Origin of the sequence: Dielma fastidiosa, assembly GCF_003475485.1 — a bacterium.
GTDB lineage: Bacteria > Bacillota_I > Bacilli_A > Erysipelotrichales > Erysipelotrichaceae > Dielma > Dielma fastidiosa.
Window position 1 is genome coordinate 42,512 of record NZ_QRQL01000011.1, and the last position, 24,377, is coordinate 66,888.

Annotated in this window: 27 protein-coding genes, 1 pseudogene and 1 riboswitch; of the genes and pseudogenes, 25 read left to right on the forward strand and 3 right to left on the reverse strand. The window is 42.2% G+C overall.

Features of this window, described 5'->3' with window-relative positions:
- Positions 1-27: 27 nt before the first annotated feature.
- From DWZ33_RS16265 to DWZ33_RS16285, 5 genes are all read left to right on the forward strand, one after another.
- Complete coding sequence (locus DWZ33_RS16265) at positions 28-393, forward strand: CvfD/Ygs/GSP13 family RNA-binding post-transcriptional regulator (RefSeq protein WP_022939541.1); 366 nt, start codon at positions 28-30, stop codon at positions 391-393.
- Positions 393-1,667 carry a glucose-6-phosphate isomerase gene (locus DWZ33_RS16270; protein WP_118455935.1) on the forward strand — a complete coding sequence of 425 codons (1,275 nt, stop codon included), beginning with the start codon at positions 393-395 and terminating at the stop codon, positions 1,665-1,667. Before DWZ33_RS16265 ends, DWZ33_RS16270 begins: the two co-directional genes overlap by 1 nt.
- Before the next feature lie 107 nt (positions 1,668-1,774).
- Positions 1,775-2,506, forward strand: coding sequence for a hypothetical protein (locus DWZ33_RS16275; RefSeq protein WP_118455937.1), 732 nt, complete (start codon positions 1,775-1,777; stop codon positions 2,504-2,506).
- Positions 2,507-2,762: 256 nt separating this feature from the next.
- A complete protein-coding gene (locus tag DWZ33_RS16280) occupies positions 2,763-3,233 on the forward strand; it encodes a helix-turn-helix domain-containing protein (RefSeq protein ID WP_118455938.1) in 471 nt (156 codons plus the stop codon).
- Between the two features lie 487 nt (positions 3,234-3,720).
- Positions 3,721-4,377: a hypothetical protein gene (locus DWZ33_RS16285; RefSeq protein WP_118455940.1), complete on the forward strand. Its 657-nt coding sequence runs from the start codon at positions 3,721-3,723 to the stop codon at positions 4,375-4,377.
- 364 nt (positions 4,378-4,741) lie between these two features.
- On the opposite strand, the gene tatC is transcribed toward DWZ33_RS16285, so the two are convergent.
- Positions 4,742-5,482: a twin-arginine translocase subunit TatC gene (gene tatC / locus DWZ33_RS16290; protein ID WP_022939545.1), complete on the reverse strand. Its 741-nt coding sequence runs from the start codon at positions 5,480-5,482 to the stop codon at positions 4,742-4,744.
- Between the two features lie 25 nt (positions 5,483-5,507).
- On the reverse strand, positions 5,508-5,696 hold the full coding sequence (gene tatA, locus DWZ33_RS16295) for a twin-arginine translocase TatA/TatE family subunit (RefSeq protein WP_022939546.1): 189 nt from the start codon (positions 5,694-5,696) through the stop codon (positions 5,508-5,510).
- A gap of 336 nt (positions 5,697-6,032) precedes the next feature.
- On the opposite strand from tatA, the gene DWZ33_RS16300 reads away from it, so the two are divergent.
- The 12 genes from DWZ33_RS16300 (at position 6,033) to DWZ33_RS16355 (ending at position 16,967) form a co-directional block, all read left to right on the forward strand.
- Positions 6,033-6,692 carry a ferredoxin-like protein gene (locus tag DWZ33_RS16300; RefSeq protein ID WP_022939547.1) on the forward strand — a complete coding sequence of 220 codons (660 nt, stop codon included), beginning with the start codon at positions 6,033-6,035 and terminating at the stop codon, positions 6,690-6,692.
- 17 nt (positions 6,693-6,709) lie between these two features.
- Entirely contained in the window at positions 6,710-8,833 is a 2,124-nt protein-coding gene (locus DWZ33_RS16305; RefSeq protein ID WP_022939548.1) for an aldehyde ferredoxin oxidoreductase, read from the forward strand.
- A gap of 24 nt (positions 8,834-8,857) precedes the next feature.
- Positions 8,858-9,598: a hypothetical protein gene (locus DWZ33_RS16310; RefSeq protein WP_022939549.1), complete on the forward strand. Its 741-nt coding sequence runs from the start codon at positions 8,858-8,860 to the stop codon at positions 9,596-9,598.
- A 9-nt stretch (positions 9,599-9,607) separates the two neighbouring features.
- Positions 9,608-9,737, forward strand: a riboswitch (molybdenum cofactor riboswitch).
- Between the two features lie 121 nt (positions 9,738-9,858).
- Positions 9,859-10,875 (forward strand): molybdopterin-binding protein, encoded by a 1,017-nt coding sequence (locus DWZ33_RS16315; protein WP_118456080.1) that lies wholly within the window; start codon positions 9,859-9,861, stop codon positions 10,873-10,875.
- 1 nt (position 10,876) lies between these two features.
- Positions 10,877-12,085: a molybdopterin molybdotransferase MoeA gene (locus tag DWZ33_RS16320; protein ID WP_118455942.1), complete on the forward strand. Its 1,209-nt coding sequence runs from the start codon at positions 10,877-10,879 to the stop codon at positions 12,083-12,085.
- Positions 12,078-12,581 carry a cyclic pyranopterin monophosphate synthase MoaC gene (gene moaC, locus DWZ33_RS16325; RefSeq protein WP_022939552.1) on the forward strand — a complete coding sequence of 168 codons (504 nt, stop codon included), beginning with the start codon at positions 12,078-12,080 and terminating at the stop codon, positions 12,579-12,581. The genes DWZ33_RS16320 and moaC overlap by 8 nt, the downstream gene beginning before the upstream one ends.
- Positions 12,574-13,551: a GTP 3',8-cyclase MoaA gene (gene moaA, locus DWZ33_RS16330; RefSeq protein WP_118455944.1), complete on the forward strand. Its 978-nt coding sequence runs from the start codon at positions 12,574-12,576 to the stop codon at positions 13,549-13,551. Before moaC ends, moaA begins: the two co-directional genes overlap by 8 nt.
- An 11-nt stretch (positions 13,552-13,562) precedes the next feature.
- Positions 13,563-14,000, forward strand: a complete 438-nt coding sequence (locus DWZ33_RS16335; RefSeq protein WP_022939554.1) for an MOSC domain-containing protein — start codon at positions 13,563-13,565, stop codon at positions 13,998-14,000.
- Positions 13,982-14,476, forward strand: a complete 495-nt coding sequence (locus DWZ33_RS16340; protein WP_022939555.1) for a MogA/MoaB family molybdenum cofactor biosynthesis protein — start codon at positions 13,982-13,984, stop codon at positions 14,474-14,476. Before DWZ33_RS16335 ends, DWZ33_RS16340 begins: the two co-directional genes overlap by 19 nt.
- Before the next feature lie 3 nt (positions 14,477-14,479).
- On the forward strand, positions 14,480-15,274 hold the full coding sequence (modA, locus tag DWZ33_RS16345) for a molybdate ABC transporter substrate-binding protein (RefSeq protein WP_118455946.1): 795 nt from the start codon (positions 14,480-14,482) through the stop codon (positions 15,272-15,274).
- Complete coding sequence (gene modB, locus DWZ33_RS16350; RefSeq protein ID WP_118455948.1) at positions 15,274-15,948, forward strand: molybdate ABC transporter permease subunit; 675 nt, start codon at positions 15,274-15,276, stop codon at positions 15,946-15,948. Before modA ends, modB begins: the two co-directional genes overlap by 1 nt.
- Positions 15,945-16,967, forward strand: coding sequence for a sulfate/molybdate ABC transporter ATP-binding protein (locus DWZ33_RS16355; RefSeq protein ID WP_022939558.1), 1,023 nt, complete (start codon positions 15,945-15,947; stop codon positions 16,965-16,967). Before modB ends, DWZ33_RS16355 begins: the two co-directional genes overlap by 4 nt.
- Before the next feature lie 66 nt (positions 16,968-17,033).
- Here DWZ33_RS16355 and DWZ33_RS16360 read toward each other — a convergent pair whose 3' ends face one another.
- Complete coding sequence (locus DWZ33_RS16360) at positions 17,034-18,155, reverse strand: FAD:protein FMN transferase (protein WP_118455950.1); 1,122 nt, start codon at positions 18,153-18,155, stop codon at positions 17,034-17,036.
- A gap of 333 nt (positions 18,156-18,488) precedes the next feature.
- Here DWZ33_RS16360 and DWZ33_RS16365 point away from each other — a divergent pair, with 333 nt between their 5' ends.
- The 8 genes and pseudogenes from DWZ33_RS16365 to DWZ33_RS16390 all read left to right on the forward strand — a co-directional run bounded on the left by DWZ33_RS16365 (position 18,489) and on the right by DWZ33_RS16390 (position 24,362).
- A complete protein-coding gene (locus DWZ33_RS16365; protein WP_118455952.1) occupies positions 18,489-19,787 on the forward strand; it encodes an RnfABCDGE type electron transport complex subunit C in 1,299 nt (432 codons plus the stop codon).
- A gap of 12 nt (positions 19,788-19,799) precedes the next feature.
- Positions 19,800-21,659 carry an RnfABCDGE type electron transport complex subunit D gene (locus tag DWZ33_RS16370; RefSeq protein WP_022939561.1) on the forward strand — a complete coding sequence of 620 codons (1,860 nt, stop codon included), beginning with the start codon at positions 19,800-19,802 and terminating at the stop codon, positions 21,657-21,659.
- 11 nt (positions 21,660-21,670) lie between these two features.
- Positions 21,671-22,171 carry an RnfABCDGE type electron transport complex subunit G gene (locus DWZ33_RS16375; protein WP_022939562.1) on the forward strand — a complete coding sequence of 167 codons (501 nt, stop codon included), beginning with the start codon at positions 21,671-21,673 and terminating at the stop codon, positions 22,169-22,171.
- A gap of 11 nt (positions 22,172-22,182) precedes the next feature.
- Positions 22,183-22,812: pseudogene (gene rsxE / locus DWZ33_RS18365) on the forward strand (electron transport complex subunit RsxE); the annotation flags it as partial.
- A gap of 84 nt (positions 22,813-22,896) precedes the next feature.
- Complete coding sequence (locus DWZ33_RS18370) at positions 22,897-23,283, forward strand: FMN-binding protein (RefSeq protein WP_235696051.1); 387 nt, start codon at positions 22,897-22,899, stop codon at positions 23,281-23,283.
- A gap of 13 nt (positions 23,284-23,296) precedes the next feature.
- Positions 23,297-23,872, forward strand: coding sequence for an electron transport complex protein RnfA (locus tag DWZ33_RS16385; RefSeq protein WP_022939564.1), 576 nt, complete (start codon positions 23,297-23,299; stop codon positions 23,870-23,872).
- 1 nt (position 23,873) lies between these two features.
- Complete coding sequence (locus tag DWZ33_RS18055) at positions 23,874-24,038, forward strand: hypothetical protein (RefSeq protein ID WP_022939565.1); 165 nt, start codon at positions 23,874-23,876, stop codon at positions 24,036-24,038.
- A 15-nt stretch (positions 24,039-24,053) separates the two neighbouring features.
- Positions 24,054-24,362, forward strand: a complete 309-nt coding sequence (locus tag DWZ33_RS16390) for a (Fe-S)-binding protein (RefSeq protein ID WP_022939566.1) — start codon at positions 24,054-24,056, stop codon at positions 24,360-24,362.
- The last annotated feature ends 15 nt before the right edge of the window (positions 24,363-24,377 follow it).

A 24,377-nucleotide genomic window follows, 5' to 3' on the forward strand; every position in this document is an offset into this window, starting at 1 on the left:
TAATTGTTTGGGAAATGAGGTGGATAGATGCATTATTTAGTTGGACAGGTTGTAGAAGGTGTTATCACCGGCATCCAGCCCTATGGTGCTTTTGTTTATCTGGACTCAGATCATAAAGGCCTGATTCATATCTCAGAAATATCGAGGGGATATGTTAAGGATGTGACGAAATTTCTGACGGTGGGCGAAAAAGTCCGGGTTAAAGTCATTGATATTGATACGTCAACAAATCAGTGTAAACTGTCGCTGAAGGCAGTGAACCGCAATATGGCTCGTCAGAAGCAGAAAGTACACCGTGTACAAAAGGTGCCGAAAATGGTGATCGGCTTTCAGGTATTGGCTGATCATTTGGATGAATGGATTGAAAATCAGATCAAGCGGGAGGAAAAATGATGATCAAGTTAGAAACTAAAAACGCATTTTTAAATGAGAATTTCGCAGATTATCAAGACAGCGTAACGCATTGTCATGAGCTGCTGATGACTAAAAAAGGCAAAGGGAACGACTATACCGGTTGGGTAGAATGGCCTTTTGACTATGATAAAGAGGAATTTGCCCGTATTTTAGACGCGGCTGAGCGAATCCGCAATAACTGTGATGTATTCTTGGTATGCGGTATCGGCGGTTCATATTTAGGGGCACGTGCGGTCATTGAGATGGTGAATGGGCTGTATGCTCAGAAAAAACCTGAAATTATCTTTATCGGCAATACCTTCTCATCAACGTATATCGCTCAGGTTTTAGATTATATCAAGGATAAGGAAGTATGCCTGAATGTTATTTCTAAGTCTGGCACAACTACGGAGACAGCGTTGGCTTTCCGTCTGTTTAAACAGGCGTTAGAAGCTAAGTATGGTGTTGAAGAAGCTGCTAAACGTATCTTTGCGACAACTGACCGCAACCGCGGCACACTGAAATCATTAGCTGATAAGGCTGGTTATGAAGAATTTGCGATTCCTGATGATATCGGCGGCCGTTTCTCTGTTATTACGGCTGTAGGTCTATTGCCGATTGCGGTTGCCGGCATTGATATCAACGCGCTGCTTGAAGGCTGCCGCAAGGCTTATAAGGATCTGGATACTGCTGATCTGGATAAGAACCCAGCTTATCGTTATGCTGTTGCACGCCGTATGCTGCAAAATCAAGGCAAGAATGCGGAAATGCTTGTTTCATATGAAACTCAGATGAGTATGGTTGCTGAATGGTGGAAACAGCTGTTTGGTGAATCAGAAGGTAAAAACGGCAAGGGAATTCTGCCTTGCTCAGTTAATTTCTCTACGGATCTGCATTCTATGGGTCAATTCATTCAAGATGGCAATAAAGTATTGTTTGAAACATTGATTAAGGTTGAAAAACCAACTCTGGATCTTACTTTCCCAGCCGATGAAGAAAATTTAGACGGTATGAATTATCTTGCCGGTAAATCTGTGGATTGGGTAAATAAGATGGCTTGTCAGGGTACTTTGGAGGCACATGTTGAAACAGGTCATGTTCCTAATATCGAAATCACAATTCCTGATATGAGTGTTGAAAGCTTTGGTTATATGGCTTATTTCTTCTTCAGAGCGATTGCAATGACAACTTATCTGATTGATGAAAATCCATTTGATCAGCCAGGTGTAGAAGTATATAAAAAGAATATGTTCCGCCTGTTAGGCAAGAATTAAGTTCCGAAAGCTGACGTTTGTCAGCTTTTTATTGTAATTTATGACACGTTTCAATTTTTTTGTGATAAAATAGATTTGTCAATATATACAAGGAGAGATAGGGTAATATGAAATTTAAAGCATTAGGTGTATTAAGCATGGCAGCATTGCTCTGCGCTTGTTCCTCTGGCAGTAAGTTTGAAAGTGTAGATATCGTTTATCTAAATCCAAATCATGATAAAGTAATGTCAGAAGTATTACAGTCAAAGCCAATTGCCAAGACTGAAGCACAGAAGGTATTCAGTGATCCGAATACGACCATCGAGGTTTATTATGATGATCCGGTTAATGATGAGTATAGAATTCAGGTAGTGAATCTGTCCGATTATTATTTCACTGGTCATGTGGATTTCCCTGAATGTGAAAAGAGTATCAATGTTAAGGCATTGCCTCCAATGAGCGGTGATTTCGCAACCATCGTTTGTCCGGCATTTGACGCGGATGCTGATTTTGAATATGATGGTGATCTGTATGAACGTACAGAAGAAGCTGCATTCAATGTTCCGATGGAAATCTATTATTTTGAGGAAGACGATACAGTTTATGATTATGTACTTGACAGTGACAGCATTGATGCGGAAATGATTCGTTCTTTAGCTGATTATCTGTATACTGAATCAGTATTGGCAAATCTTGAAGGAACATATAATATGTATGTATTTGCTAAATCTGACTATGATGCCAACAATTTTGGCGATGATGCAATCAAAGCGGTTATCTGGCTGGATCAGGTCAATGATATGGCTGAAATCTATGCTAATGACGGTTCATTAGTTGAAAGAATCAACTATCGCAGTTAATCACATATTAGGCCTGCAGCTGCAGGCTTTTTATTTAGATATTTTTGGGTATAAATCTAAAAAAATAGAATCATGACATTTCCGGCTCATCGTTTCAGATTGACGTATATATTATGCATAGTAAGACCCATACTTTTTCCTAGGCTGATAAAGTTTGGTGTATTGATAGCTGAAAGACGGATTCTACCTATTGTCTACCATAAGTGGATGGCTATTTTCACACTTCTAAGGTAAAATAATTCCATGGAGGTGCTTTATGGAACTGCAGCAAATTGGAAAATATATAGCCGCTAAACGAAAAGCGGAGGGCTTAACGCAGGAAGCGCTGGCACAGCTTTTAGGCGTGACAAATAAAGCTGTATCTAAATGGGAAAACGGCAAATGTCTGCCTGATCTATCTCATTATGAGGCACTTTGTGAAATTTTGCATATCTCTGTTAATGAGTTGATGGCAGGAAAAGATATTGAAGAGACAGAATTGAAAAAAGTCAGCGAGCAGAGCTTAAAAGAGGTGTTGAGAAGCAATGCTGATCTGTCAGCGATGAAACATATCTGCATTGGCTTGCTGCTGCTATTGGTGGGGCGCTGCCTGCCGCTTGTCCAGCTGCAGGATGCTGCCTCAGAGGCCACCCAATTCATCTTTGGTGTTTCAGAAGGTATGTCCATAGGAATTACGTGTATTGGTATCGGCTGGCTGATTATGGGGCTTGTGAAATTCAGTAAATAAATGCTTAAGCGGCGGATGCCGCTTTTTTCTAAAAAATTTACATGAACATTATGCATAGAAAATAATGATATAAAAAATATCTGTTTTTTGTTACTTATGCTTAATTTAAAAAAACTGACCATTAATCTCAAATTTCTAGGAGGTACCATGAATAGAAAAGATTTTAGCCATAGATTAGCAGATATATATGAGCGAGATTATGAAATAAATAAAGAATTAAAGCTTATGATAGTAACAATAATTTATGAACGCTAAAGATAGATTAAGTTATGAGAAAAAGTGCTAAGTAATAAAAATAATACAATTTATTATTAAATAATGAACCTTTTATAGAAGATTAGAGTTTAAAAAATAATCAAATGTAGAGTTGAATTCGTATATGGGTTATAAAAATTTAGCAGGCAAAGGTTATTTTATTATTCAAAAAGTGGGATATAAGATTGTACATCATTGTTAATGTAAAAAAACATATAGGAGGAAATAGTTTATGGAGAAAAATATTATAAAATTATTACATGATTGGTTACCAATTATTATTGCAGCTTTATCTTTAATAATAAGTATAATAACGAATAAAAAAAATAATAAACAGAATAACGAATATAAAAGAAGAATGCAAGATTTTGAAATTCAAAAAGAAATAATACGTCAGCAAGAAAGAAATACAGATGAAATATTTATGAGGTTAAATAGTCGTTCTAATTTAATTCCGCATTTTCATTTGATTTTGGATAATACTAAAATTGAAAAATTAACTAATAATAATTCAGAACATATGAAATTAGTAATAGGGTTAATTAATATTGGAAAAGAATCCGCATCAAACATAACGCTATATCCTTTTCGCGAAGGGCTAGCGGATTTCTTGAAAGTATTATATGAACAAGAAAATAGTTATTTTATTTATGAGTATCTTAATCAATATTATGCTTTACCTAAAGAACGCGTATCATTCAGTATAGTAAAAGAAATTCCAAAAAAAGATAATGGAAGAATTTCAGACTTTATAGAGTTCAAAATAAGATTTAGAGATTTGTTAGGTAATTTATATGAGCAAAGATTTGAATTTGGTTATGATAATTATATTGTAAAGGGATTTAATTTAAAGAGTTCTTCTGGTATACCTCGTTTCATAGAAGAATAAAGCATAATTTTATATAGTTTAACTTTTTGCAATTTAATTTATAAATTTTATATGATTAGTAAGCTCAGAAATTAAAAAGGATTTGTACATGATGTCAGTTGATTCCTCTATGCTTACAATTATTTGGTATTTTTTGTAAGTAGGTATGAGGTGAGTAAATAACAAGTCTTTATTTTCTAATTAGACATAAAGGGTGAAAATATTATTTTTACATAGTAAAGCGTCATTTTATAAGATATGAAATAAAAAGTATCGATATCACATAAGATAAATTGAACAAGAAACAATAAGACAATTAATTTCAATTATGAAGTTAATTGTCTATTTAAATATAAAAAAAGCACCGCTTTTCATCGGCACTTGATTATAACGCTTTGACAGCATTCATTTTTTTAGTATTAAATTTATCAACCGTCCGACAGATCCACATGCTTATTTCAAGCAGCAGGCACATCGGTATGCCTAAAAGCATCTGCGACATAATATCCGGCGGTGTGATGATTGCGGCAACAATGAAGATCAAAACATAAAGGAAACCACGCTTTTCATTAAAGAACGCTGGTTTTAAGATACCAAGCTTACTTAACAAAAAGGAAAGAATCGGCATTTCGAATACGATTCCAAAGCACAGCAGCATTTGATTGCAGAAAGACATAAATTGTTCAATGGAAATCATTGCGGCAATATCACTGATGGATATTCTGACAAAATAACTTAAGGTAATTGGTAAGACAACAAAATAACAGAAAATAACACCGATGATAAAAAAAGCGAGTCCCAGTGTCAGCGAAATCAGCATATATACTTTTTCATTGCTGTAAAGCCCTTTAGAAACAAAGGCCCATATCTGATAAAGGGTAATCGGTGAACATAAGACGATGGCACACAGCAGCGATACTTTGATGTACACCATGAACAGTTCTGACGGTCCGACATAGATCAGTTCCATGCCCGGATTCAGATTCAGCAGATATTGAATCAGAATATCGATGTACTGATAACAGATAAACATGGCAATCAAATTGATAACGATTACCAGAGTCAGACGTTTACGGAGTTCATCAAGATGCTCGACAAATGTACCCTGCTTCGAGTTAGAACTCACGGCTGTACATCCTTTCTACTTGTAACTATTTTTCGTCACTTGCTGGATCAGTCAGATCCTTGATTTCCTTTTCTACGGATTGGGTTCCTTTTCTGAATTCTTTAATAGCTTCACCCATTGATTTTCCAATCTGCGGCAATTTGCTGGGACCAAAAATAACCAGAACGATGATCAAAATGATTATTAATTCTCCGGCACCAATTCTTCCAAACATAATTTCACCCCTTTAAAGGATAGTTTTTCATATCCACACACATGAATTATAGTTTATCCTATTAGAAATTGCAAGGTGCAGGGAAGTGAATTGAACAATCTGTGAAAACTTTCTCAATAGATTATTCAGCGAGAAGTATGTGAAAAAATTATTGAAGTGAATTGCATTAAGGGTTATAATACAATTAGTTTTAAGGGGAGCTTTTTAGGGCATGTGGGGTTATACGGGAAAACTTTCACAAACTTGTTAAGCCTTCTTACAAACAGCGGTTACTGCTGCTTTTTTATTGTGAAAATATCGCACAGTGACTTTTGACAAATGAACGGGGTTGAAAAAATGTCAGAAAAAATGTCAGAACAGATTGAGGAGAAAATCTCCAAAGCACTCGACACCGAAATGACAAGAAGACAGTTCATGAAGATTTCAGGAAAAGGGTTAATGGGTTTAACTGTTTCCGCTTCATTGCTTTCTTTGTTCGGGTGCACTCAGCAACAGATCGATAACGGTGAAGTTGCTACATGGGCTATGCCGCAGGGACTGCTGGTTGTCAATGCTGCCAAGTGTGTAGGCTGTCAGCGTTGTGAAATCAACTGTACGCTGGTAAATGATGGTGTGGCTTCTACGTATATTTCTCGTGTTAAGGTTCAGCGCAATATTACATTGAACGGTGAACATGGTCTTTACGGCAATAAAGACTGGGTTTATTTCCCTGATACTTGCCGTCAGTGTAAGGACCCAGCTTGCGGAAATGCTTGTCCGCAGGGGGCTATTTATGCCAATGACAACGGTATCCGTGTTGTAGATCAGGAAAAATGTATTGGCTGCGGTGCATGTGTTCAGGCATGTCCATGGCATATGCCGACCGTGAATCCTGAAACGCACAAGTCAAGCAAGTGTATTGCCTGCGGTGCATGTGTACAAGGCTGTCCTGCCGGTGCGCTGTCAATCATTCCTTGGGATGAGGTAACAGCTGCTGCTCAGGAAGTACACAAATAGAAAGGGAGGATTAATTCATGTCTGCAAACTATGGATGGGCTGGAAAAATCCTGCGTGTCAACCTGACAACGGGTTCGATCACTACGGAGGATACAGCAAAATATCAGGATTATATCGGTGGTATGGGACTTGCATACAAGATCATGTATGATGAAGTACCTTTAACTACAAAGGCTTATGATGAAGCCAATAAAATTATTTTTGGCGTCGGACCGTTAACGGCTTCCGGTGTGCCATGCTCAGGACGTATGAATGTTACGACGCTATCTGCATGGACTAAGGGCTATTCAATTCTTGATGGTCATATGGGCGGTCATATCGCGCATAACTTCAAGTATGCCGGTTATGATGCATTGGTCATTGAAGGTAAGGCTGCCGGCCATGTCTATATCAAGATCGATGATGATAAAGTAACCATTGAATCAGCTGAACATACATGGGGTATGGGAACCTTTGATACTAACAGAATCATGATTGAAGAAAATGGTTCTGATTTCGATGTTGTATCAATTGGTCAGGCTGGTGAAAATCTAGTCAATTACTCTTGTATGCTGACTTCTTCCTGTGATTCTGCGGGTGCTGGTACAGCCGCTGTATTAGGCAGTAAGAATGTTAAGTCAGTGGTAGTCAGAGGTACTGGCAATGTGAAGATTGCTAATCCTGCTGAATTTAAAGAATTATGTGATTACATGCTGCGCGAGCTGATCGGCGGCAACAATAACCACAATGTACCGGCAGTTCCGCAAAGCTGGGCAGAATATTCTGCACCAAGCGGCAATAACCGCTGGGCTGGTGCGCCTGGCCGTGTTTGGGGATTAGCTGAAGGCGGCCCGATCGATATGGGTGAGCAGCCTTATGATGATATCAATAAGATTGCATACCGCTGTATGAAGGGTCAGTTTGACTTTGGCGATATTGCCCAGAAGTACATGGTTAAGGTTGGCGGCTGTTCTTCATGTCCGGTACGCTGCTATGCTGAATATGAAATGGCTCCGTTGGCTGAATATGAACTGCCGACACGTGTATCCAATACATGTATGCCAATCATCTACAACACTACATGGTATCCTGAGGGTGTCAAAGATTTCGTCGATGAAGGCGATGCTTCCATCATCATCAACGGTGCCGGTGAGCGTGCGTTAGATAACTTTGGTGTTTGGGAAAACTATGGCAACCTGCTTCGTGAATTCAACTGGTGCTATAAGCACGGCGTATTTGAAAGAGTATTGCCGAAGGAAGAATATGATGCTGTACCTTGGGATTTAATGAAGGAAGGCAATCCGAAGTGGATGTGGTGGATCATTGAACAGATCGCTACTAAGAAAGGTGAAATCTCTCACTTAGGTGATGGAACTTACCTGCTTGCGGAAAGATGGAATCTCGGTCAGGAATTCTGGGATGACAACTATATGCAGACGATTTCTTACAATGGTTATCCTCGTCACCATGGTTCTGAAGATGTATACCAGGTTGGTGTGCTTTACAGCATCATGTATAACCGTGACTGCATGATCCATCATATGATCAATATCGTTGGTTCCGGCTGTCCTTATGAAGTTTATAAAAAGACATTAGAAGATGAATTCGGTGAAGGCTGTGTCGATATGCCTAAGAAATATACGCCAATGAACCGTTCAAAAGCAAGACTTGCGAAATGGGCGTTTATCGGTAAGCAATGGCATGATTCAGCAACTGTCTGCAACTGGATGTGGCCGATGACACAATCACCTGCCAAGTCTCGTAATTATAAGGGTGACCATGATTTGGATGCGAAATTCATGAGTGCGGTTACCGGTGAAAAGTGGACACGTGCAGACGTTGATTTAGCAAGTGAGCGTATTTCTAATATGCTGCGTGTTATGACTGCCATTTCATTTAATATTAATGAAGGCAGTACGAATCTGCGTGAAGATCATGATACGATCTGTAACTGGGTATTTGATAAAGAGCCTGAATTTAAGGCATTTGAAGAAGGTACGGTCAAGCTGGACCGCGCTGATATGGAACTTGCGAAGGATATGTTCTATGAGGAAATGGGATGGGATGTCAAGACTGGTATTCCAACCAGAGCAACCCTTGAACGTGTAGGTCTTGGCTATATGGCTGATGATCTGGCGGCTCGCGGTCTGCTTCCTGCATAGGCTGAATAGAAAGGTTGGGTAGTTATGTTATTTGGTCGTCGTAAACCTGGATTTGTTAAAGAAGAGGAAAATCCAGAGTTAGTTTCTGAATACAATGAAGATCGCATGATCGCAAAACAGCAGGCAGAGGCTGAAGAGAAACCAGATCTGATGGAATATCTTGAATCATTGCCGGAGGTGGAAGATCCATACGCGGAAGCGATGGCGGCCGCCGCTGCTATGCCGCAGCCTGAGATGAAGGAAAAAACGAAGGCTGAATTACTTGCTGATTTTATCCGTGAACGTTCTGCCGGCGCGATGCTGACCGCATATGCGGCTTTGGCTGCCGAGGAAGAGGCGCTTGAGACGCTGCTTCAGGAAATGCGTGAAACAGAATCATGTGCGGATATTGTATCCATTAAAGGTGATAAAGATGTGTATTATTATTCCAATGCCAATATGAGTGATAACTATGCCCGTATAGCGATGCTTGTAGAGGAAAAGAATCTGCCGAAAACGATTGCCGAGATGGTGCGTTTCAGCTGTAAGACATATCCGTCACCGACACCGCTGGATTACTTTACGCTGCATCCGTATTTCTATACGATGCCGCAGATCAAACGTGCGGTTGAGCAGTTTGAAAAGCATGAGGAATATGCGGATATGGCAACGGTTGTTACCGGAAATAACATTACTTACCTGTATTCCAAAGACATTATGTCTGAAAAATATGCCAAGGCACTTGCGGAAGGTGCTGAATATGGTGAATATGGCTATCGCCGCTAGTTTTAAAATTTAATAATTGATCTCCGAGCCATTCAATCCTAAAGACCCCCACGGATGTCTGGCCTAAGCATCAGCTTAAGGGCTTTGCTGGAAACAGCAAAACCTTCCATCTTTGAAAAGGAGCAGTCATTTTAAAGACGTCTGGTAATCAGATGATGCTTAAGGCTGCTTTGCGCTCAAAATGCGTAAAACAGCCTTTTTTAAATATAATTGATGAAATCACAGTGCTGACAGCTGTGAACTTTATAGGAGAAGAAAATATGAAATTAATCAAAACGAGTGAGGCGGTTGGTCATGTTTTATGCCATGATATTACCCGAATCGTTAAGGATGTAGAAAAGGGTGCGGCTTTTAGAAAAGGGCACATCGTTACGGAAGAAGATATCCCCGTACTTCTTTCAATTGGTAAGGAACATCTTTATGTCTGGGAAAAGGAAGCTGGTATGCTTCATGAAAATGAGGCGGCAGAGATCCTTTGTAAGCTCTGCATCAATGAGCATATGGAACGCAGTGAAGTAAGAGAAGGCAAAATTGAAATCATTGCTGCCTGTGACGGTTTGTTTCAGGTTGATTCTAAGCGTTTAATGGCAGTGAATAGTGTGAATGAGGTAATGATAGCTGCACGGCATGGCAATACAGCGGTGAAAAAGGGTGATAAACTGGCGGGTACGCGGGTGATTCCTTTAGTCATTGCCCAAAGTCAGATGGCGGACGCAGAAAATGCCGCCGGTGCTGAGCCGCTTTTATCTTTAGTACCTTTTAAGCCGCTCAAGGCTGGTATTATTACTACCGGCAGTGAGGTGTTTAAGGGCAGAATCAAGGATACTTTTACGCCGGTAATTATTGAAAAGCTAAAAGCGTATGGTATTGAAGTCAGTGAGCATTGTATTGTCGATGATGATAAGGAAGCAATTGTAAAGGCGATTGCGGACATGCGCCCTAAGGTGGATCTGATCTGCTGTACGGGCGGTATGAGTGTGGACCCGGATGATCAGACACCCGGTGCTATCAAGGCAAGCGGTGCAGCGATGGTTACCTATGGTGCGCCGGTGTTGCCGGGTGCGATGTTTGCTTTAGGTTATTTTGATGATGATAAACCAATCATGGGTCTGCCGGGCTGTGTCATGTATGCCAAGGCAACAATTTTTGATTTAGTTCTGCCAAGAATTGCTGCTGGTGTGAAGCTGAATAAAATGGATTTTGTAGCTTATGGCGAGGGCGGCCTGTGTCTGAATTGTCCGGTATGTACATACCCTAACTGCGGCTTTGGTAAATAAGATGGAAAAGAATATTGAATTAGAACACGCTGTTGAATTGATTCGCAAACATGCAAAGCCAGTGTCAAGAATCAAACGCTTGCCGATCACAGAAGCACTTAATTATCGGCTTGCGGAAGATCTTATTGCGCCCATTGACAATCCGCCTTTTAACCGTTCACCGCTTGATGGCTTTACCTTTAACCACGCTGGCAGTGAAGCGGGAAAAAAGCTGAAAATCATCGGCTGTGTCTATGCCGGTGAAGCGTTTGAGGGATATGTTAAGGAAGGGGAAGCGGTTCGCATCATGACCGGTGCGCCGATTCCTGAGGGCTGTGACTGTGTAATCCGGCTTGAGGATTGTACATGGGATGACCAGGAGATAATGCTTCCTAAAGCGATGAAAGCTTATGAAAATTATTGCTTCAAGGGTGAAGATTATACGGCCCAAACGGTAATGATTCATAAGGGTGAGCGATTGGGACCGGTACATTTAGGCATCATCGCCTCAATGGGTATTGATCAAATCATGGTATATGATGCAGTGCGGGTAGGGCTCTTGGTGAGCGGCAGTGAAATTGTTCAGCCGGGCAGCGCGCTTGGACCGGGTAAAATTTATGATACGAATCTGACATTGCTGACAAGTGTGCTTGCCTCACTGGGGATGAAACCGGTGCTTGCGGATTTTGTCTGTGATGAGGCTGAAGCGGTCAGCGCGAAAATCAAAGCGATGATGAAGGAGTGTGACTGTATCATTACAACCGGCGGTGTTTCCGTAGGTGATAAGGATATCTTTCACGAAGTGGTACAGCTGCTTGATGCTGAACAGCTGTTTTGGCGGGTTAAGCTAAAACCTGGCACCCCGGCGATGTTTTCAATGGTTGAGGGCTGCCCTTTGTTATCACTGTCCGGCAATCCGTTTGCGGCTTTAGTTACCTTTGATCTGATGGGCCGTGAATTGCTGGCGGTCATGAGCGGCAATGAAGCGCTTGTACCTAAACGTCAAACGGCAATTTTAAAACAGCCGTTTCAAAAGCGCAGCGGCAATCGGCGGTTTATCCGCGCTCAAGCGGTTAAGGGTGAAGTCATGATAAACAGTGATAAACATTCGTCAGGCATGCTGGCGAGTATGCTTGGCTGTAACTGTCTGATTGATATTGCGGCAGGCAGCGAAGGCTTAAAAGCGGGGGAAACCGTGAAGATCGTCATGCTGGAGGAAAATTATGAATGAAAAATTAACGCACTTTGATGGTGCCGGCAATGCCGTCATGGTCGATGTGACAGAAAAGAATATCACACAGCGCTGCGCGGTTGCGCAAGGGTTGATTTATGTCAATGAAGCGGTGATGCAGGCCGTTGTTGAGGGCAGCGCCGCTAAGGGTGATGTGCTGGGGGTTGCCAGAGTGGCAGGAATCATGGCTGTCAAAAAGACTTCTGAGCTGATTCCAATGTGTCATCCGTTAGCGATTACTAAATGTGGGATTGATTTTGAAATCAATCAGGAAGCCGGCTATATCAAGGCTGTCTGCACTGCCCAGCTGGCCGGCAAGACAGGGGTTGAGATGGAGGCGCTGACCGGTGTGAGCGTAGCCCTTTTAACAATCTATGATATGACTAAAGCCATTGATAAAACGATGAAGCTGTCTGAAATCTGTCTGGTTGAAAAAACCGGCGGCAAGAGCGGCCATTTCATCAATACGGCACTGTTGGGTGATGAAGATGCTTGATGAATATTCAAGAACCATTGATTATCTGCGGATTTCAATTACTGACCGCTGTAATCTGCGCTGCATCTACTGCATGCCGGAAGAGGGAGTCTGCCAGCTGTCACATGATGAGATTTTAAGCTATGAACAGATTCTGCATCTTTGTAAATTATTTGCCCAATTGGGTGTACATAAAATCAAGATAACCGGCGGTGAACCGTTAGTGCGCCGTGACTGCACGGCATTGATTAAAGCCATTAATCAGATTGAAGGTATCGATAACATCACGCTGACCACCAATGGCTTATTGCTGAGTGAGAAGCTGGATGAGCTGATTGATGCCGGTATCAGTTCTGTCAATGTGTCATTAGATACGACCAATGAAGAAGCTTATAAAAAAATCACGCGTTTTCAAGGTGCGGATCAAGTGATAGAGGCGCTGCGCAAAGCGGCGGATACTTCATTAAATGTGAAAATCAATGCGGTGCCGCTGGCCGACAGCAGTGATGAAGACTTTTATTCATTGATTGAACTGGCCAAGGATAAAAATATTCATGTGCGCTTTATTGAGCTGATGCCAATCGGGTTGGGACAATCGTTAAAGGGTCTCTCTCAGGCGGCGCTGACAGCGCGTATAGAAGCTAAGTATGGGGCTTTGAAGCCTTATGATAAGCAATTGGGCAATGGGCCGTGTGTGTATTATACATTGGCTGGCTTTAAGGGCAAAATCGGCTTTATTGCCGCTTTGTCACATAAATTCTGTTCACAGTGCAACCGTGTGCGGCTGACAGCTGACGGCATGCTTAAGACATGTCTGCAATATGATGCCGGCTGCAATCTGAAAGCGATGCTTGATGCCGGATGCAGCGATGAGGAAATGCTTGCGGCGATTCGTCAAACCATTCTTCAAAAACCGCTGAGTCATCATTTTGAAAGCAGTGCGAAGGACAGTAAAAAAGAAACGCGTATGATGTCGCAGATTGGCGGCTAGAAAGGGATAAAATGGGAAAAGTAATTGCAGTTTGTACAAGTGATGTACGAGGTATACAAAAACACAACATTCATGAGGCTAAGCTGGTGGAGGGCTTTGGTATTGAAGCCGATGCCCACGGCGGCAATTGGCACCGTCAGGTAAGCTTGTTATCTTATGACCGAATCAAGGAATTTAACGCCAAGGGAGCCGATGTTAAGGATGGCGCTTTTGGTGAAAATATCGTTGTTGAGGGTTATGATTTTAAATCATTGCCGATCGGCACGCTGTTTCGCTGCAACGATGTGATTCTTGAATTGACTCAGATCGGTAAGGAGTGCCATTCACATTGTGAGATTTTTAAGAAGATGGGTGACTGCATCATGCCAAGAGAGGGTGTTTTTACCCGTGTTCTGCATGGTGGGGTAATCAAAGAGGGGGATGAAATGACATGCTATCTGCCGCAATAATCACTTCCTCCGATTCCGGCTATCGCGGCGAGCGTGAGGATTTAAGCGGACCGGTAATCAGCGAGATGCTGAAAGCGGCGGGGTATGAGGTTAAAACAATGCTGCTGCTTCCAGATGAGCGTCAGATGCTGGCCGATACAATGAAAAAAATCTGTGATGAGCATCAGGCTGATTTGATTTTAACTACCGGCGGTACTGGTTTTTCGATGCGTGACTGCATGCCGGAGGCAACCCGTGATGTAATTGAACGGGAAGTGCCGGGAATTCCGGAAGCGATGCGCGCGTTTAGTATGCAAATCACCAAAAGAGCTATGCTGAGCCGTTCAGCGGCAGGTATCCGTCAGTCGACGCTGATCGTTAATCTGCCCGGCAGTCCTAAAGCGGTGCGGGAGTGTCTTGAGGTCATTCTGCCGGAATTAAAGCATGGTCTTGAAATTCTTAAAGGTGACGCGGTTAACTGCGCGAGAAAGGACTAACTGATGAAGAAGCTATGGATGGGTTTATTAGCTGGTATGTTATGCTTGAGTGCCTGCACGGCCAACCCGGCACCTAATGAGGATGAAAACAATGCTGTAAAACCCGCAGAGCTGTTGATTTCAGCGGCTGCCAGCATGACGGATTGTTTAACTGAATTGGCGGAATTATATAAGGTTGAGGCACCCAATGTAACCTTGACGTTTACCTTTGGTTCAAGCGGCTCTCTGCAGAGTCAAATTGAAGAGGGAGCGCCTGCCGATGTGTTTATCAGCGCCGCGCAGAAACAGATGAATGCCCTCGATGAAAAGGATTTGATCGATAAGGATACAAGAAAAGATTTATTAGTGAATGAGGTTGTATTAATTACGCCCAAAGGCAATCCGCTTGGCTTAAGTTCGTTTACTGATGTTACTAAGGATGAGGTTGCCAAGATTGCTTTAGGTGAATTGGGTTCGGTACCGGTAGGCCAGTATTCAGAAGAAATCTTCAAGCATTATGAAATCATGGACGCGGTAAGTGCTAAAGCGGTATATGGCAGTGATGTGCGCACCGTATTGACATGGATTGAAAACGGTGAAGCCGACTGCGGTGTGGTTTATGCGACCGATGCGGCTATTTCTGATGCGGTTGATGTTGCAGCTGTGGCGCCGGCTGAATCTCACAAGGAAGTTGTTTATCCGATTGCGATGATCAAGGACAGCAAGCAGTCAGAGGCCGCTAAAGCCTTTATTGATTATTGCTTCAGTGAAGAAGCGGCAGCAATATTTACTAAATATGGCTTTGCCCTGGCAAAATAATGGATTTATCACCGTTATTTATATCGATTAAAACAGCGCTGTTCGCAACGGCCTTCGCTTTTGTGCTGGGCATTTTGGCGGCTTATTTCGTCTTAAAACGTCAGCGCTTTAAAAGCTTAGCCGACGCTGTTTTTACGCTGCCGATGGTCTTGCCGCCCACTGTAGTAGGCTTCTTTCTGCTGTTGGCTTTTGGTAAAAATTCATGGATTGGTCAGCTGCTTGAAACGATGAATCTCTCCGTGATTTTTTCATGGGGAGGAACTGTCATTGCGTCAACGGTTGTGGCTTTTCCCTTGATGTATCGTACCGCATTAGGCGCTTTTGAACAGGTGGATGAGAATCTATTTGCGGCGGCGCGGACGCTGGGTATCAGTGAAACCGCCATATTTATGAAAATTCTTTTACCTAATAGTCTGCCGGGTATCGTTGCTGGAACGATTTTGTCATTTGCCAGAGCAATGGGCGAATTCGGTGCAACGATTATGGTTGCCGGCAATATTCCGGGCCGTACTCAAACGATGGCGCTGGCGGTTTATTCAGCAACCCAAAGCGGCAATCGGGAACTGGCTTTTAAATGGGTTCTTGTCATTGTTGCTCTCTCATTTACCGCCATTTTATCTGTCAATGCATGGAACAGCTGGCTGAGCCGGAAGAAAGCGGGGAATCTGCAATGAGTTTGTGGGTTGATATTGAAAAACAAGTCGGGAATTTTACTTTAAAGGTTAAATTTCATGATCAGGATCATATTTTGGGTCTGCTGGGAGCCAGCGGCTGCGGGAAAACGATGACTTTGAAATGTATTGCGGGCATTATTAAGCCTGACCGCGGTAAAATTATTCTTAATGACCGTGTACTGTTTGATTCAGAACGTAGGATCAATTTAAAACCGCAGGCGCGCCGTGTCGGTTATCTTTTCCAAAATTATGCGCTGTTTCCGAATATGACAATATATGAAAATCTGAAAATGGCATATCATGGCCCAAAGGAAGCCGCTCAGTCTCGGATTGAGGCTTTGCTTGACAGCTTCTATATCCGTGCATTAGCTGATCACTATCCCCATCAGTGTTCAGGCGGTCAGCAGCAGCGCGCAGCCTTGGCCCGCATGCTGATCAGCGATCCGGAAATTATCTTACTGGATGAGCCCTTTTCCGCATTAGATGAATATTTGAAATGGCAGTGTGAACAGGAACTGATGAGGCTTTTTAAGGTTTTTAAAAGAGATGTGCTTTTAGTTTCACATAATCGTTCAGAGATTTATCGGCTCTGTAATTCAATTGTTGTCATGAATCAGGGCGATGTAGAATCAATGAATACTAAGGATGAATTATTTAAAGATCCCAAAACGCTTTCGGCATGTCTGCTGACAGGCTGTAAGAATATATCAAGAGTGGAGGCGGGAGTTGCTGTGGACTGGCAGCTGCCTTTTACCATGAAACAGCCATGTGCTTATATCGGGGTCAGAGCGCATACGATCCGCATCAGGGAGGCTGAGCATTCAATTCCATGCCGTATTGAAGCAGTCATCGATGATGTTTTTTCAAGGATTTATCTGGTTCATCCGATTCATGTGCATCATGAAAATGAATATACGACGCTGCGTCTTGAATTCAATAAGGGAAAATACAGCCATCAGGTCGGCGATGTGATACCGATTTTGATTGATGAGCAGGAATTAATTTACTTAAAGCAATGATCAGGAGCTTACCATGTGTAGGTTCCTTTTCTATATAAAAAAAGCCGGTCAAATTTGACCGGACATTTATTTGGAAACCGTGAAGATGTCTTCAATATCATCACTTGTTACTATGATGTAATCAAGATACTTAAATTCTTTTTTGCCTTCAGGGATTTCATCATCGCTGTTATAAACCCAAACTACACTTAATGAATAACCTAAATCACGGATTTTCTCTATCATTTCATTGGCTTCTTGATAATCCATCGTATAAAGCAATGTCGAACAAATATCGGCAACTCCTGAATTATCCGTGACTACACTTAAAGCGCGTGAATGACGGGCAGGGAAAAGTGTATCAGGATCAATGATGTGATGCATCAATTCACCATTTGATAAATAATAGCGCTGATAGTCACCGGAAGTAACTAATGATTGTTTGCCGGAAAGCGGCAGAACACCTAAAGTACCGTTGATGCCATTCAGATCTGGAACTTGAATCCCCGCATTCCATGCGCTGCCGTCAGGTTTGCTGCCAATCACCCGCACATTGCCGCCGGCGTTAAGGATGCCGCTGGTTAAACCTCTCGCTTCAAGCTCTTGGGCAACCTTTTCAGCCGTGAAGCCCTTGGCTACTGAACCGACATCAAGGCTTGCGCATGCTTGATTCAGATAAACGGTGCTTTCCGCTTCGTTAATTTCAACGTTATTCCAGCCGACACAAGCTTTGGCCTGCTGTAATTCTTCCATTGACGGAACCGGCGCATCCTGTCCCTCAGTATTCAGGCTGATGTCTGCCTCACGGTATTCATGCCAAATTTCAAGTACAGGGCCCATCGTAATATCAAACTTGTTATTGGATAATTCAGAGAACTGTTTCGATAATTCAAGCATTTCCAGAATATCATCATCAACCTTTACCGGCTGAATACCCGCGTTGTCATTGATTGTTTTGATGTTATTTACACCTTCATAATCATTGTACTTATCAAACAGGGCATTGTAGCGTTTAAACTCAGAACGCACCAGATCAAAATATTCATTAAACTGTGATTCATCATCGGCATAAGCAATTAATGAGATTACAGTATCAAATCCGGCATCCAATGTCTGATTGTTATAACGGCTCTGTTCCTTAACCGGTTCTTGTTCAGCACTGCAGCCGATAAGCAGCAGGCTCATCAGCAGGATTAAACTTTTTTTCATTTTTTATCACCGTTGTTTATTATATCATAATTGCGGCTGACAACACAAAATAGTTGCATCAAAACAAGGGTGTCTTTGTGCCATTTTATTTGTGAAAAAATTACTAAATTGTTTTTCTGATTTTGATTCATCAAGTCATTCATGATTGTAAGCGCTGAACTCGATGAAAATTGTAAAATATCCCATTATTGAAATGTTTTTTTAATGAGTTTTTTTAGAAACAGTTGAGAATTTATTAATTTTCCATTTTCATGAATTTAATTTGTGTTATAATATTAAGGGTGCGAATTTTTAAAAAATTCACATAGTAAAAATGAGAGGAAAGGTGAAAATATGTCTTTGTTTAAGGGGCCAATGCGCGAGCATATCAATGGTCACAAAGATTTAACAGAAGCATCAGAACTGTTTGTTGTCGATCCAGGTAAAACAGTGAGTATTCCTTTGTTTGCCGGGGCCGCACAAAACCCGAAAGTGCTGGTTGCCGAGGGGGATAAAGTAGCTGTCGGAACAAAGATCGCTGTCTTTGATGAACGCAATGTCGTTCCTATTTTTTCAAGTGTCAGCGGCACAGTAAAGGGCATCGAGAAAAAGATGCATCAGAGTTTAAAGCAAATTGATCACATCGTAATTGAGAATGATGGTTTGTATACGGAATGTCAGCCGTTTGGTACGATTGACTGGCAGAGCGCATCAAGAGAAGAGCTTATCGACTTTATGATGAATGCTGGTATTATTGGCTGCGGCGGCGCTGGTTTCCCAGCTTATATCAAATATAAATTTGCCAAGGATGTTCAGATTTTGATTATTAATGCGGTTGAATGTGAACCGTTCATCACTTCTGACTATTACTTGACAGAGCATGAATTTGATTTAATGCTGACAGGTATTTTGGCGATGAAAAAGATGGCTGAAGCGAAGGAAGTTGCAATTGCTATCAAGAAATCACATCCAGAGCTGATTTCTTTTGTTCAGTCTAAATTAAAGGGTGTTGAAGGCGTTGCGGTACGTGAAGTTCCTGATGTTTATCCAATGGGATGGGAACGTACTTTAGTGCGCGAGATTACCGGTAAAGATTATGACCGTCTGCCAGGTGAGGTAGGCGCGGTTGTCAATAATGCGACAACGGCTTATATGTTTGGTAAAGCCATGGTTAAGGGTGAACCAATCGTATCCCGTGTAATGACGATTTCCGGTGACGGCGTTAAGAAACCGACGAATGCGTTAGTTCGTATGGGTACATCCATGCATGAAGTTGTTGAACAGGCAGCCGGCGGTTATGCTGGTGAAGATATTCTGCTGTCGGTGGGCGGCCCAATGATGGGTGCTACCATGACTACGGATGCGGTTTCGGTTGAACGTCAGAACAATGCATTAACTGTACAGCTTAATAAGCCTGCTCAGGAAATTGCCTGTCTGCGCTGCGGACGCTGTTCGGATCATTGTCCGTCAGGCTTGCAGCCAGTGCGGATTTCTCAGGCGATGAAATCTAAAGACATGGAAAGAATCGGCTTGCTGCAGATCACATCATGCATTGAATGCGGTATGTGTACGTATGTATGCCCTTCTAAGATTGCTGTTACAGAAACAATGCGCAGAGCTAAGCGTGCCTATATGGCATTTAGCAAGAAGTAGGAGGAGTCAATTATGAAATTTACTTTTAATCCGGCACCTAACTATAAATGCAAGCTTTCAACTCAGCAAATCATGCGTGAACTGGCCATCGGTCTGCTGGTTGTCTATGCGTTCTCACTGTTCTATTATGGAACTCAGTATGGCGGCGCATATGTGACGCAGGCACTGCTGATCATGCTTGTATCTTTAGTTTCGGCATGTGCCGTTGAAGTGCTTTGGGCTTTAGCTACAAAGCAGAATGTATTGAATTTTATTAAAACATCTTTCCCATTCATCACAGCAATGATTTTTGCTTTGATGCTGCCAATCAGTACATCATTATATGCAGTTGCTATTTCAAGTGCGATGGCAATTTTATTTGGTAAACTGGTATTCGGCGGTTTTGGTCAGAATATCTTTAATCCGGCAGCCGTTGGACGCGCAATTATTTTTGCTGCTTTCACAGCTTCTACAACGGACATCGTTACTTCTGTGACACCGACTACGCTGATGGCAGGTCAGTATCACTGGTTAGTGACCGATGCTTCATTAGCAAATCAGCTGCTTGATTCAGTAGGCGGTTTGGGCAATCTGTTTATCGGTATGTACCCAGGGGCTCTTGGTGAAACAAGCGCGTTGCTGATTGGTCTTGTCGGTATCGTATTAGCATACCGCAAGGTAATCGATTGGCGTGTACCAACAGTTTATATCTCAACGGTGTTTGTACTGACAGCCTGCATCGCATTATTTACTGGTGCTGGTATCTGGTATCCGTTCTATCATATTTTAAGCGGCGGTTTATTCTTCGGTGCTGTATTTATGGCAACTGATCCGGTAACATCACCGACTTCAGCGGCTGGACGCTGTATCTTCGCGTTAGGCTGCGGTATCCTGACGGTGCTGATCCGTGTAAAAGCGAATCTTCCTGAAGGCGTTTTATATTCAATTCTGATTATGAACTCATTGTCACCGATGATTGAACGTGCATTAGACGGCGAACAACGCAAGACAATGAAAAAAGCGATTAAAATGTTTGCCTCTACGGCAGTCGTTGGTCTGGCAGCTTGTCTGCTGGCAATCAGCGTTGTTGAACCGGCCAGTGCATCAGCGGATACAAATGTTCCAAGTGCACCTGAAGCGGCAGTTAAGATCAATGGTATTTCTGATCCGTATGTCGCAACCTTAATGGCTGAAGTAACTGATACTCAGACTAATGGCAGTGAAACTACTTATACTGTTCAGGCTGATGGCTTTGCCATTATGAATGGCGGCGAAAAGGCCAATATCTTCAAGGTTACCTTAAATGACAGCAATGAGGTTGTAAAGGTTGAGGCTGTTGAAGTAAATGATACACCGACGATCGGTGATAAGATTAATGATGATGCGTTCTTTGCACAATTTGCAGGCGTTAATGCGGCAGATTTTACAGTGGATGCAGTGTCTGGTGCGACTTATTCATCAAAGTCAGCGGTGCGCGCGGTTTTAGCGGCTATGGAAGCTCATGGCATGGATGCCGGTTTCAGCGCTAAACAGGAAGTGAGTATCGCCGATGACGAATTAGTGAAAAAGATTGAAGCAAGTGTGAAAGATAGCAAGGATAATGGCGACGGTACAACGACTTATACCGTAGATGCTCAGGGCTTCGCGGCAATCAACGGCGGCAGTGATCTCAATGAGTTCACGGTTGTGGTTGATGCAAATAAAGCGGTTGTCAGTGTTGAATGCAGTAAGTTTGTTGATACGGCATCCATCGGCGATCAGGCAACTACGGCTGATTATTTAGGTAAGTTTGCAGGAGCAACCGCTGACACAATGGTTAGTGATGTCGTATCCGGAGCTACTTATACTTCAAAATCAGTAATCAAGGCTGTACTTACAGCGCTTGCTGAATAGGAGGGAATCATATGAAAAAAATTCTTCATTTAACCGTATTCCTAGCATTGATTTCAGCAATCGCCGGCGGTGCTTTGGCAGCTGTTAACGCGGTTACAGCACCGATTATTGAGGAGAGTGCGATTGCCAGTGAAAAGGCAAATCTTGAATTGATTTATCCGGGTGCTGATTTCAAAGCAGTTGAATTAAGCGGTGATACCGGCAGCATTATCGGTGCTTATGAAGCAGCTGGCAAAGGCATGATTTATAAAGTATCCGTTACCGGCTTCAAGGATAGCTTGATCTATCTTGTCGCTATCGGTGAAAATGGTAACTTTGATGGTTACAAAGTATTGCAAAATAACGATACTAGCGGTTTTGGCAGCCGTGTTTCTGATGCTGAATTCTATGATCAGTTTGTCGGCAAGCCAATTGATACTAAGATCGATACATTGTCTGGTGCTACGGTTTCTTCTACGGCAACAGTTAATGGTCTTAAAGAAGTTGTAGAATACTACAACGCTACGAAATAGGGGGCAAAACAATGGAACGTTTAGAGAATTTTAAAGCGGGTTTCATTCGTGAAAACCCAATCTTCGGTTTATATCTCGGCTGTTGTTCGGCACTGGCTATTTCTACTACCCTGAACAATGCCATTGGTATGGGGGTTGCCGTTATTCTGGTAACCATTATGTCAAATGTAATCATTTCCGCGATCCGCAAGATCACTCCGGATGAAATCCGTATTCCGGTTTATATTGTCGTTATCGCAACCTTAGTTAAAATTATTCAAATGCTGGTACAGGCTTATGCGACAGATCTGTATACAGCATTAGGCATCTTCCTGCCGCTGATCGTTGTTAACTGCATCATCTTAGGCCGTGCTGAAGCGTTTGCCAGCAAGAATGGTCTGCTTGATTCAGCTTTAGATGGTCTGGGCATGGGACTTGGCTATACTTTTGGTTTATTGGCAATGTCTACGATCCGTCAGCTGCTGGCTACGGGTATGCTGTCATTCGCAAATCCATTTAATCCAACACAAATTTTCTTCCAGGCAGAATTCTTCCCGGCAGAATATACAATCTCTTTATTCAAAGATCCAATCGGCGCATTTATTACCTTTGCGTGTCTGGCAGCTGCTTTAAATGCTTACAAAGCCAGCAAGAATAAAAAGAATTGGGGTATTGGTTTAGGTGTTGTTGTTTTAGCGTTAGTTGCGGTAATCGCAGTACGCGGTGAATTCAATGTCAATACGGCTGTGGAAGCTGAAACACCGGTTGAACCAGATAATTCTGAACCGGTTAACGGCGGTGAAACAGCTACTGGCATCCTGTCAGAAAGCAGTGAAAACGGCGAAACGACCTATATCGTATCTGCACCTGGCTTTACTGCTACAACCGGCGGTGCTGAAAATACCTTCAAGATCGTTGTTGATGAAGCTTCAGGCTCAGTTAAGAGCGTTGAAATTGATACTTTCGCAGATACTCCGGGTATCGGCGATGCAATCAACAATGTAGAATTCTTTAATCAGTTTGAAGGTTTAGCTTCTTCTGATTTTGAAGTTGATGTACAAAGCGGCGCAACATTCTCCAGTGATTCAGTAACTAAAGCAGTTAAAACTGTGCTTGAATCACTAGGAAAGTAGAAAGGAGATCAATATGGGAGAATTATTTACATTATTTATTGGTTCAGTATTGATCAATAACATTATTTTAAACAAATTCCTGGGTATCTGTCCTTTCATGGGTGTTTCCAAGAAAACCAGCAGTGCGCTTGGAATGGGTGCAGCTGTAACCTTCGTTATCTTTGCATCTTCGATCTTTACTTATGCGATTTATCATTTAGTTCTGGTGAAATTCAGTATTGAATATATGGATTTGATCACTTTCATTCTGGTAATTGCCGCTTTCGTGCAGTTAGTTGAAATGGTGATCAAGAAATATTCACCGACACTGTATAAATCATTAGGTATTTATCTGCCGTTGATTACTACTAACTGTGCAGTATTAGGTGTAGCTTTAGAGAATATTTCAAATGGTTTTACCTTCTCACAGATGATTGTTTATTCATTAGGTGTTCCTATTGGCTTCACTTTGGTAATTTTCATCTTCTCAACAATTCGTGAACGTCTTGAAAGTGCAAAGACACCGGCACCGTTTGTCGGTAATCCGATTGCCTTGATCGTTGCTGGTTTAATGGCGCTGGCATTCAGCGGATTAGCGGGTCTGGTTTAAGATGTTAAGTGCGGTTTTGCTTTTTGCGGCTTTAGGCGCAATCTATGCGCTGCTCTATTATTTGAACCATAAGACACCGGTTCCAAAGGGCTGCGAGGATTTGAAAGTCAGCTGCAAGGGCTGTAAGGATGTTTCCTGCGGGAATAATCCAGTTCACGAAAGTTAAGAAAGGAAAAACATTATGTTACAAGCTGTATTAACAATGCTGATTCTTGGCGCACTCCTTGGTCTTGGACTGGGTGTTGCTGATAAGTTTTTAAAGGTTGAAGTTGATGCTCGTCAGGAAACGGTAACTTCAATGCTGCCTGGTTATAATTGCGGCGGCTGCGGTTTTGCCGGCTGTTCAGGTCTGGCGGAAGCATTGGTGAATGGGGAAGTGAAGACAGTAAGTCTTTGCAAACCAAGCAAACCGGATGCTAAGCAGAAAATTGTTGATTATTTAAAAGAAACACCAGGACCTGATGGTTCAACTCTGGATGTGGCTTTATAAAATTTGAAGGATGCG

Coding starts and splice junctions, on each gene's coding strand:
- moaC (WP_022939552.1), top strand. CDS start 12,078: ATGAATGAAAAATTAACGCACTTTGATGGTGCCGGCAATGCCGTCATG.
- moaA (WP_118455944.1), top strand. CDS start 12,574: ATGCTTGATGAATATTCAAGAACCATTGATTATCTGCGGATTTCAATT.
- modA (WP_118455946.1), top strand. CDS start 14,480: ATGAAGAAGCTATGGATGGGTTTATTAGCTGGTATGTTATGCTTGAGT.
- DWZ33_RS16315 (WP_118456080.1), top strand. CDS start 9,859: ATGAAATTAATCAAAACGAGTGAGGCGGTTGGTCATGTTTTATGCCAT.
- DWZ33_RS16285 (WP_118455940.1), top strand. CDS start 3,721: ATGGAGAAAAATATTATAAAATTATTACATGATTGGTTACCAATTATT.
- DWZ33_RS16265 (WP_022939541.1), top strand. CDS start 28: ATGCATTATTTAGTTGGACAGGTTGTAGAAGGTGTTATCACCGGCATC.
- DWZ33_RS16375 (WP_022939562.1), top strand. CDS start 21,671: ATGAAAAAAATTCTTCATTTAACCGTATTCCTAGCATTGATTTCAGCA.
- DWZ33_RS16360 (WP_118455950.1), bottom strand. CDS start 18,155: ATGAAAAAAAGTTTAATCCTGCTGATGAGCCTGCTGCTTATCGGCTGC.
- DWZ33_RS16370 (WP_022939561.1), top strand. CDS start 19,800: ATGAAATTTACTTTTAATCCGGCACCTAACTATAAATGCAAGCTTTCA.
- DWZ33_RS16355 (WP_022939558.1), top strand. CDS start 15,945: ATGAGTTTGTGGGTTGATATTGAAAAACAAGTCGGGAATTTTACTTTA.
- DWZ33_RS16365 (WP_118455952.1), top strand. CDS start 18,489: ATGTCTTTGTTTAAGGGGCCAATGCGCGAGCATATCAATGGTCACAAA.
- DWZ33_RS16340 (WP_022939555.1), top strand. CDS start 13,982: ATGCTATCTGCCGCAATAATCACTTCCTCCGATTCCGGCTATCGCGGC.
- DWZ33_RS16335 (WP_022939554.1), top strand. CDS start 13,563: ATGGGAAAAGTAATTGCAGTTTGTACAAGTGATGTACGAGGTATACAA.
- modB (WP_118455948.1), top strand. CDS start 15,274: ATGGATTTATCACCGTTATTTATATCGATTAAAACAGCGCTGTTCGCA.
- DWZ33_RS18055 (WP_022939565.1), top strand. CDS start 23,874: ATGTTAAGTGCGGTTTTGCTTTTTGCGGCTTTAGGCGCAATCTATGCG.
- DWZ33_RS16270 (WP_118455935.1), top strand. CDS start 393: ATGATCAAGTTAGAAACTAAAAACGCATTTTTAAATGAGAATTTCGCA.
- DWZ33_RS16300 (WP_022939547.1), top strand. CDS start 6,033: ATGTCAGAAAAAATGTCAGAACAGATTGAGGAGAAAATCTCCAAAGCA.
- DWZ33_RS16305 (WP_022939548.1), top strand. CDS start 6,710: ATGTCTGCAAACTATGGATGGGCTGGAAAAATCCTGCGTGTCAACCTG.
- DWZ33_RS16310 (WP_022939549.1), top strand. CDS start 8,858: ATGTTATTTGGTCGTCGTAAACCTGGATTTGTTAAAGAAGAGGAAAAT.
- DWZ33_RS16275 (WP_118455937.1), top strand. CDS start 1,775: ATGAAATTTAAAGCATTAGGTGTATTAAGCATGGCAGCATTGCTCTGC.
- DWZ33_RS16280 (WP_118455938.1), top strand. CDS start 2,763: ATGGAACTGCAGCAAATTGGAAAATATATAGCCGCTAAACGAAAAGCG.
- DWZ33_RS16385 (WP_022939564.1), top strand. CDS start 23,297: ATGGGAGAATTATTTACATTATTTATTGGTTCAGTATTGATCAATAAC.
- DWZ33_RS16320 (WP_118455942.1), top strand. CDS start 10,877: ATGGAAAAGAATATTGAATTAGAACACGCTGTTGAATTGATTCGCAAA.
- DWZ33_RS16390 (WP_022939566.1), top strand. CDS start 24,054: ATGTTACAAGCTGTATTAACAATGCTGATTCTTGGCGCACTCCTTGGT.
- tatA (WP_022939546.1), bottom strand. CDS start 5,696: ATGTTTGGAAGAATTGGTGCCGGAGAATTAATAATCATTTTGATCATC.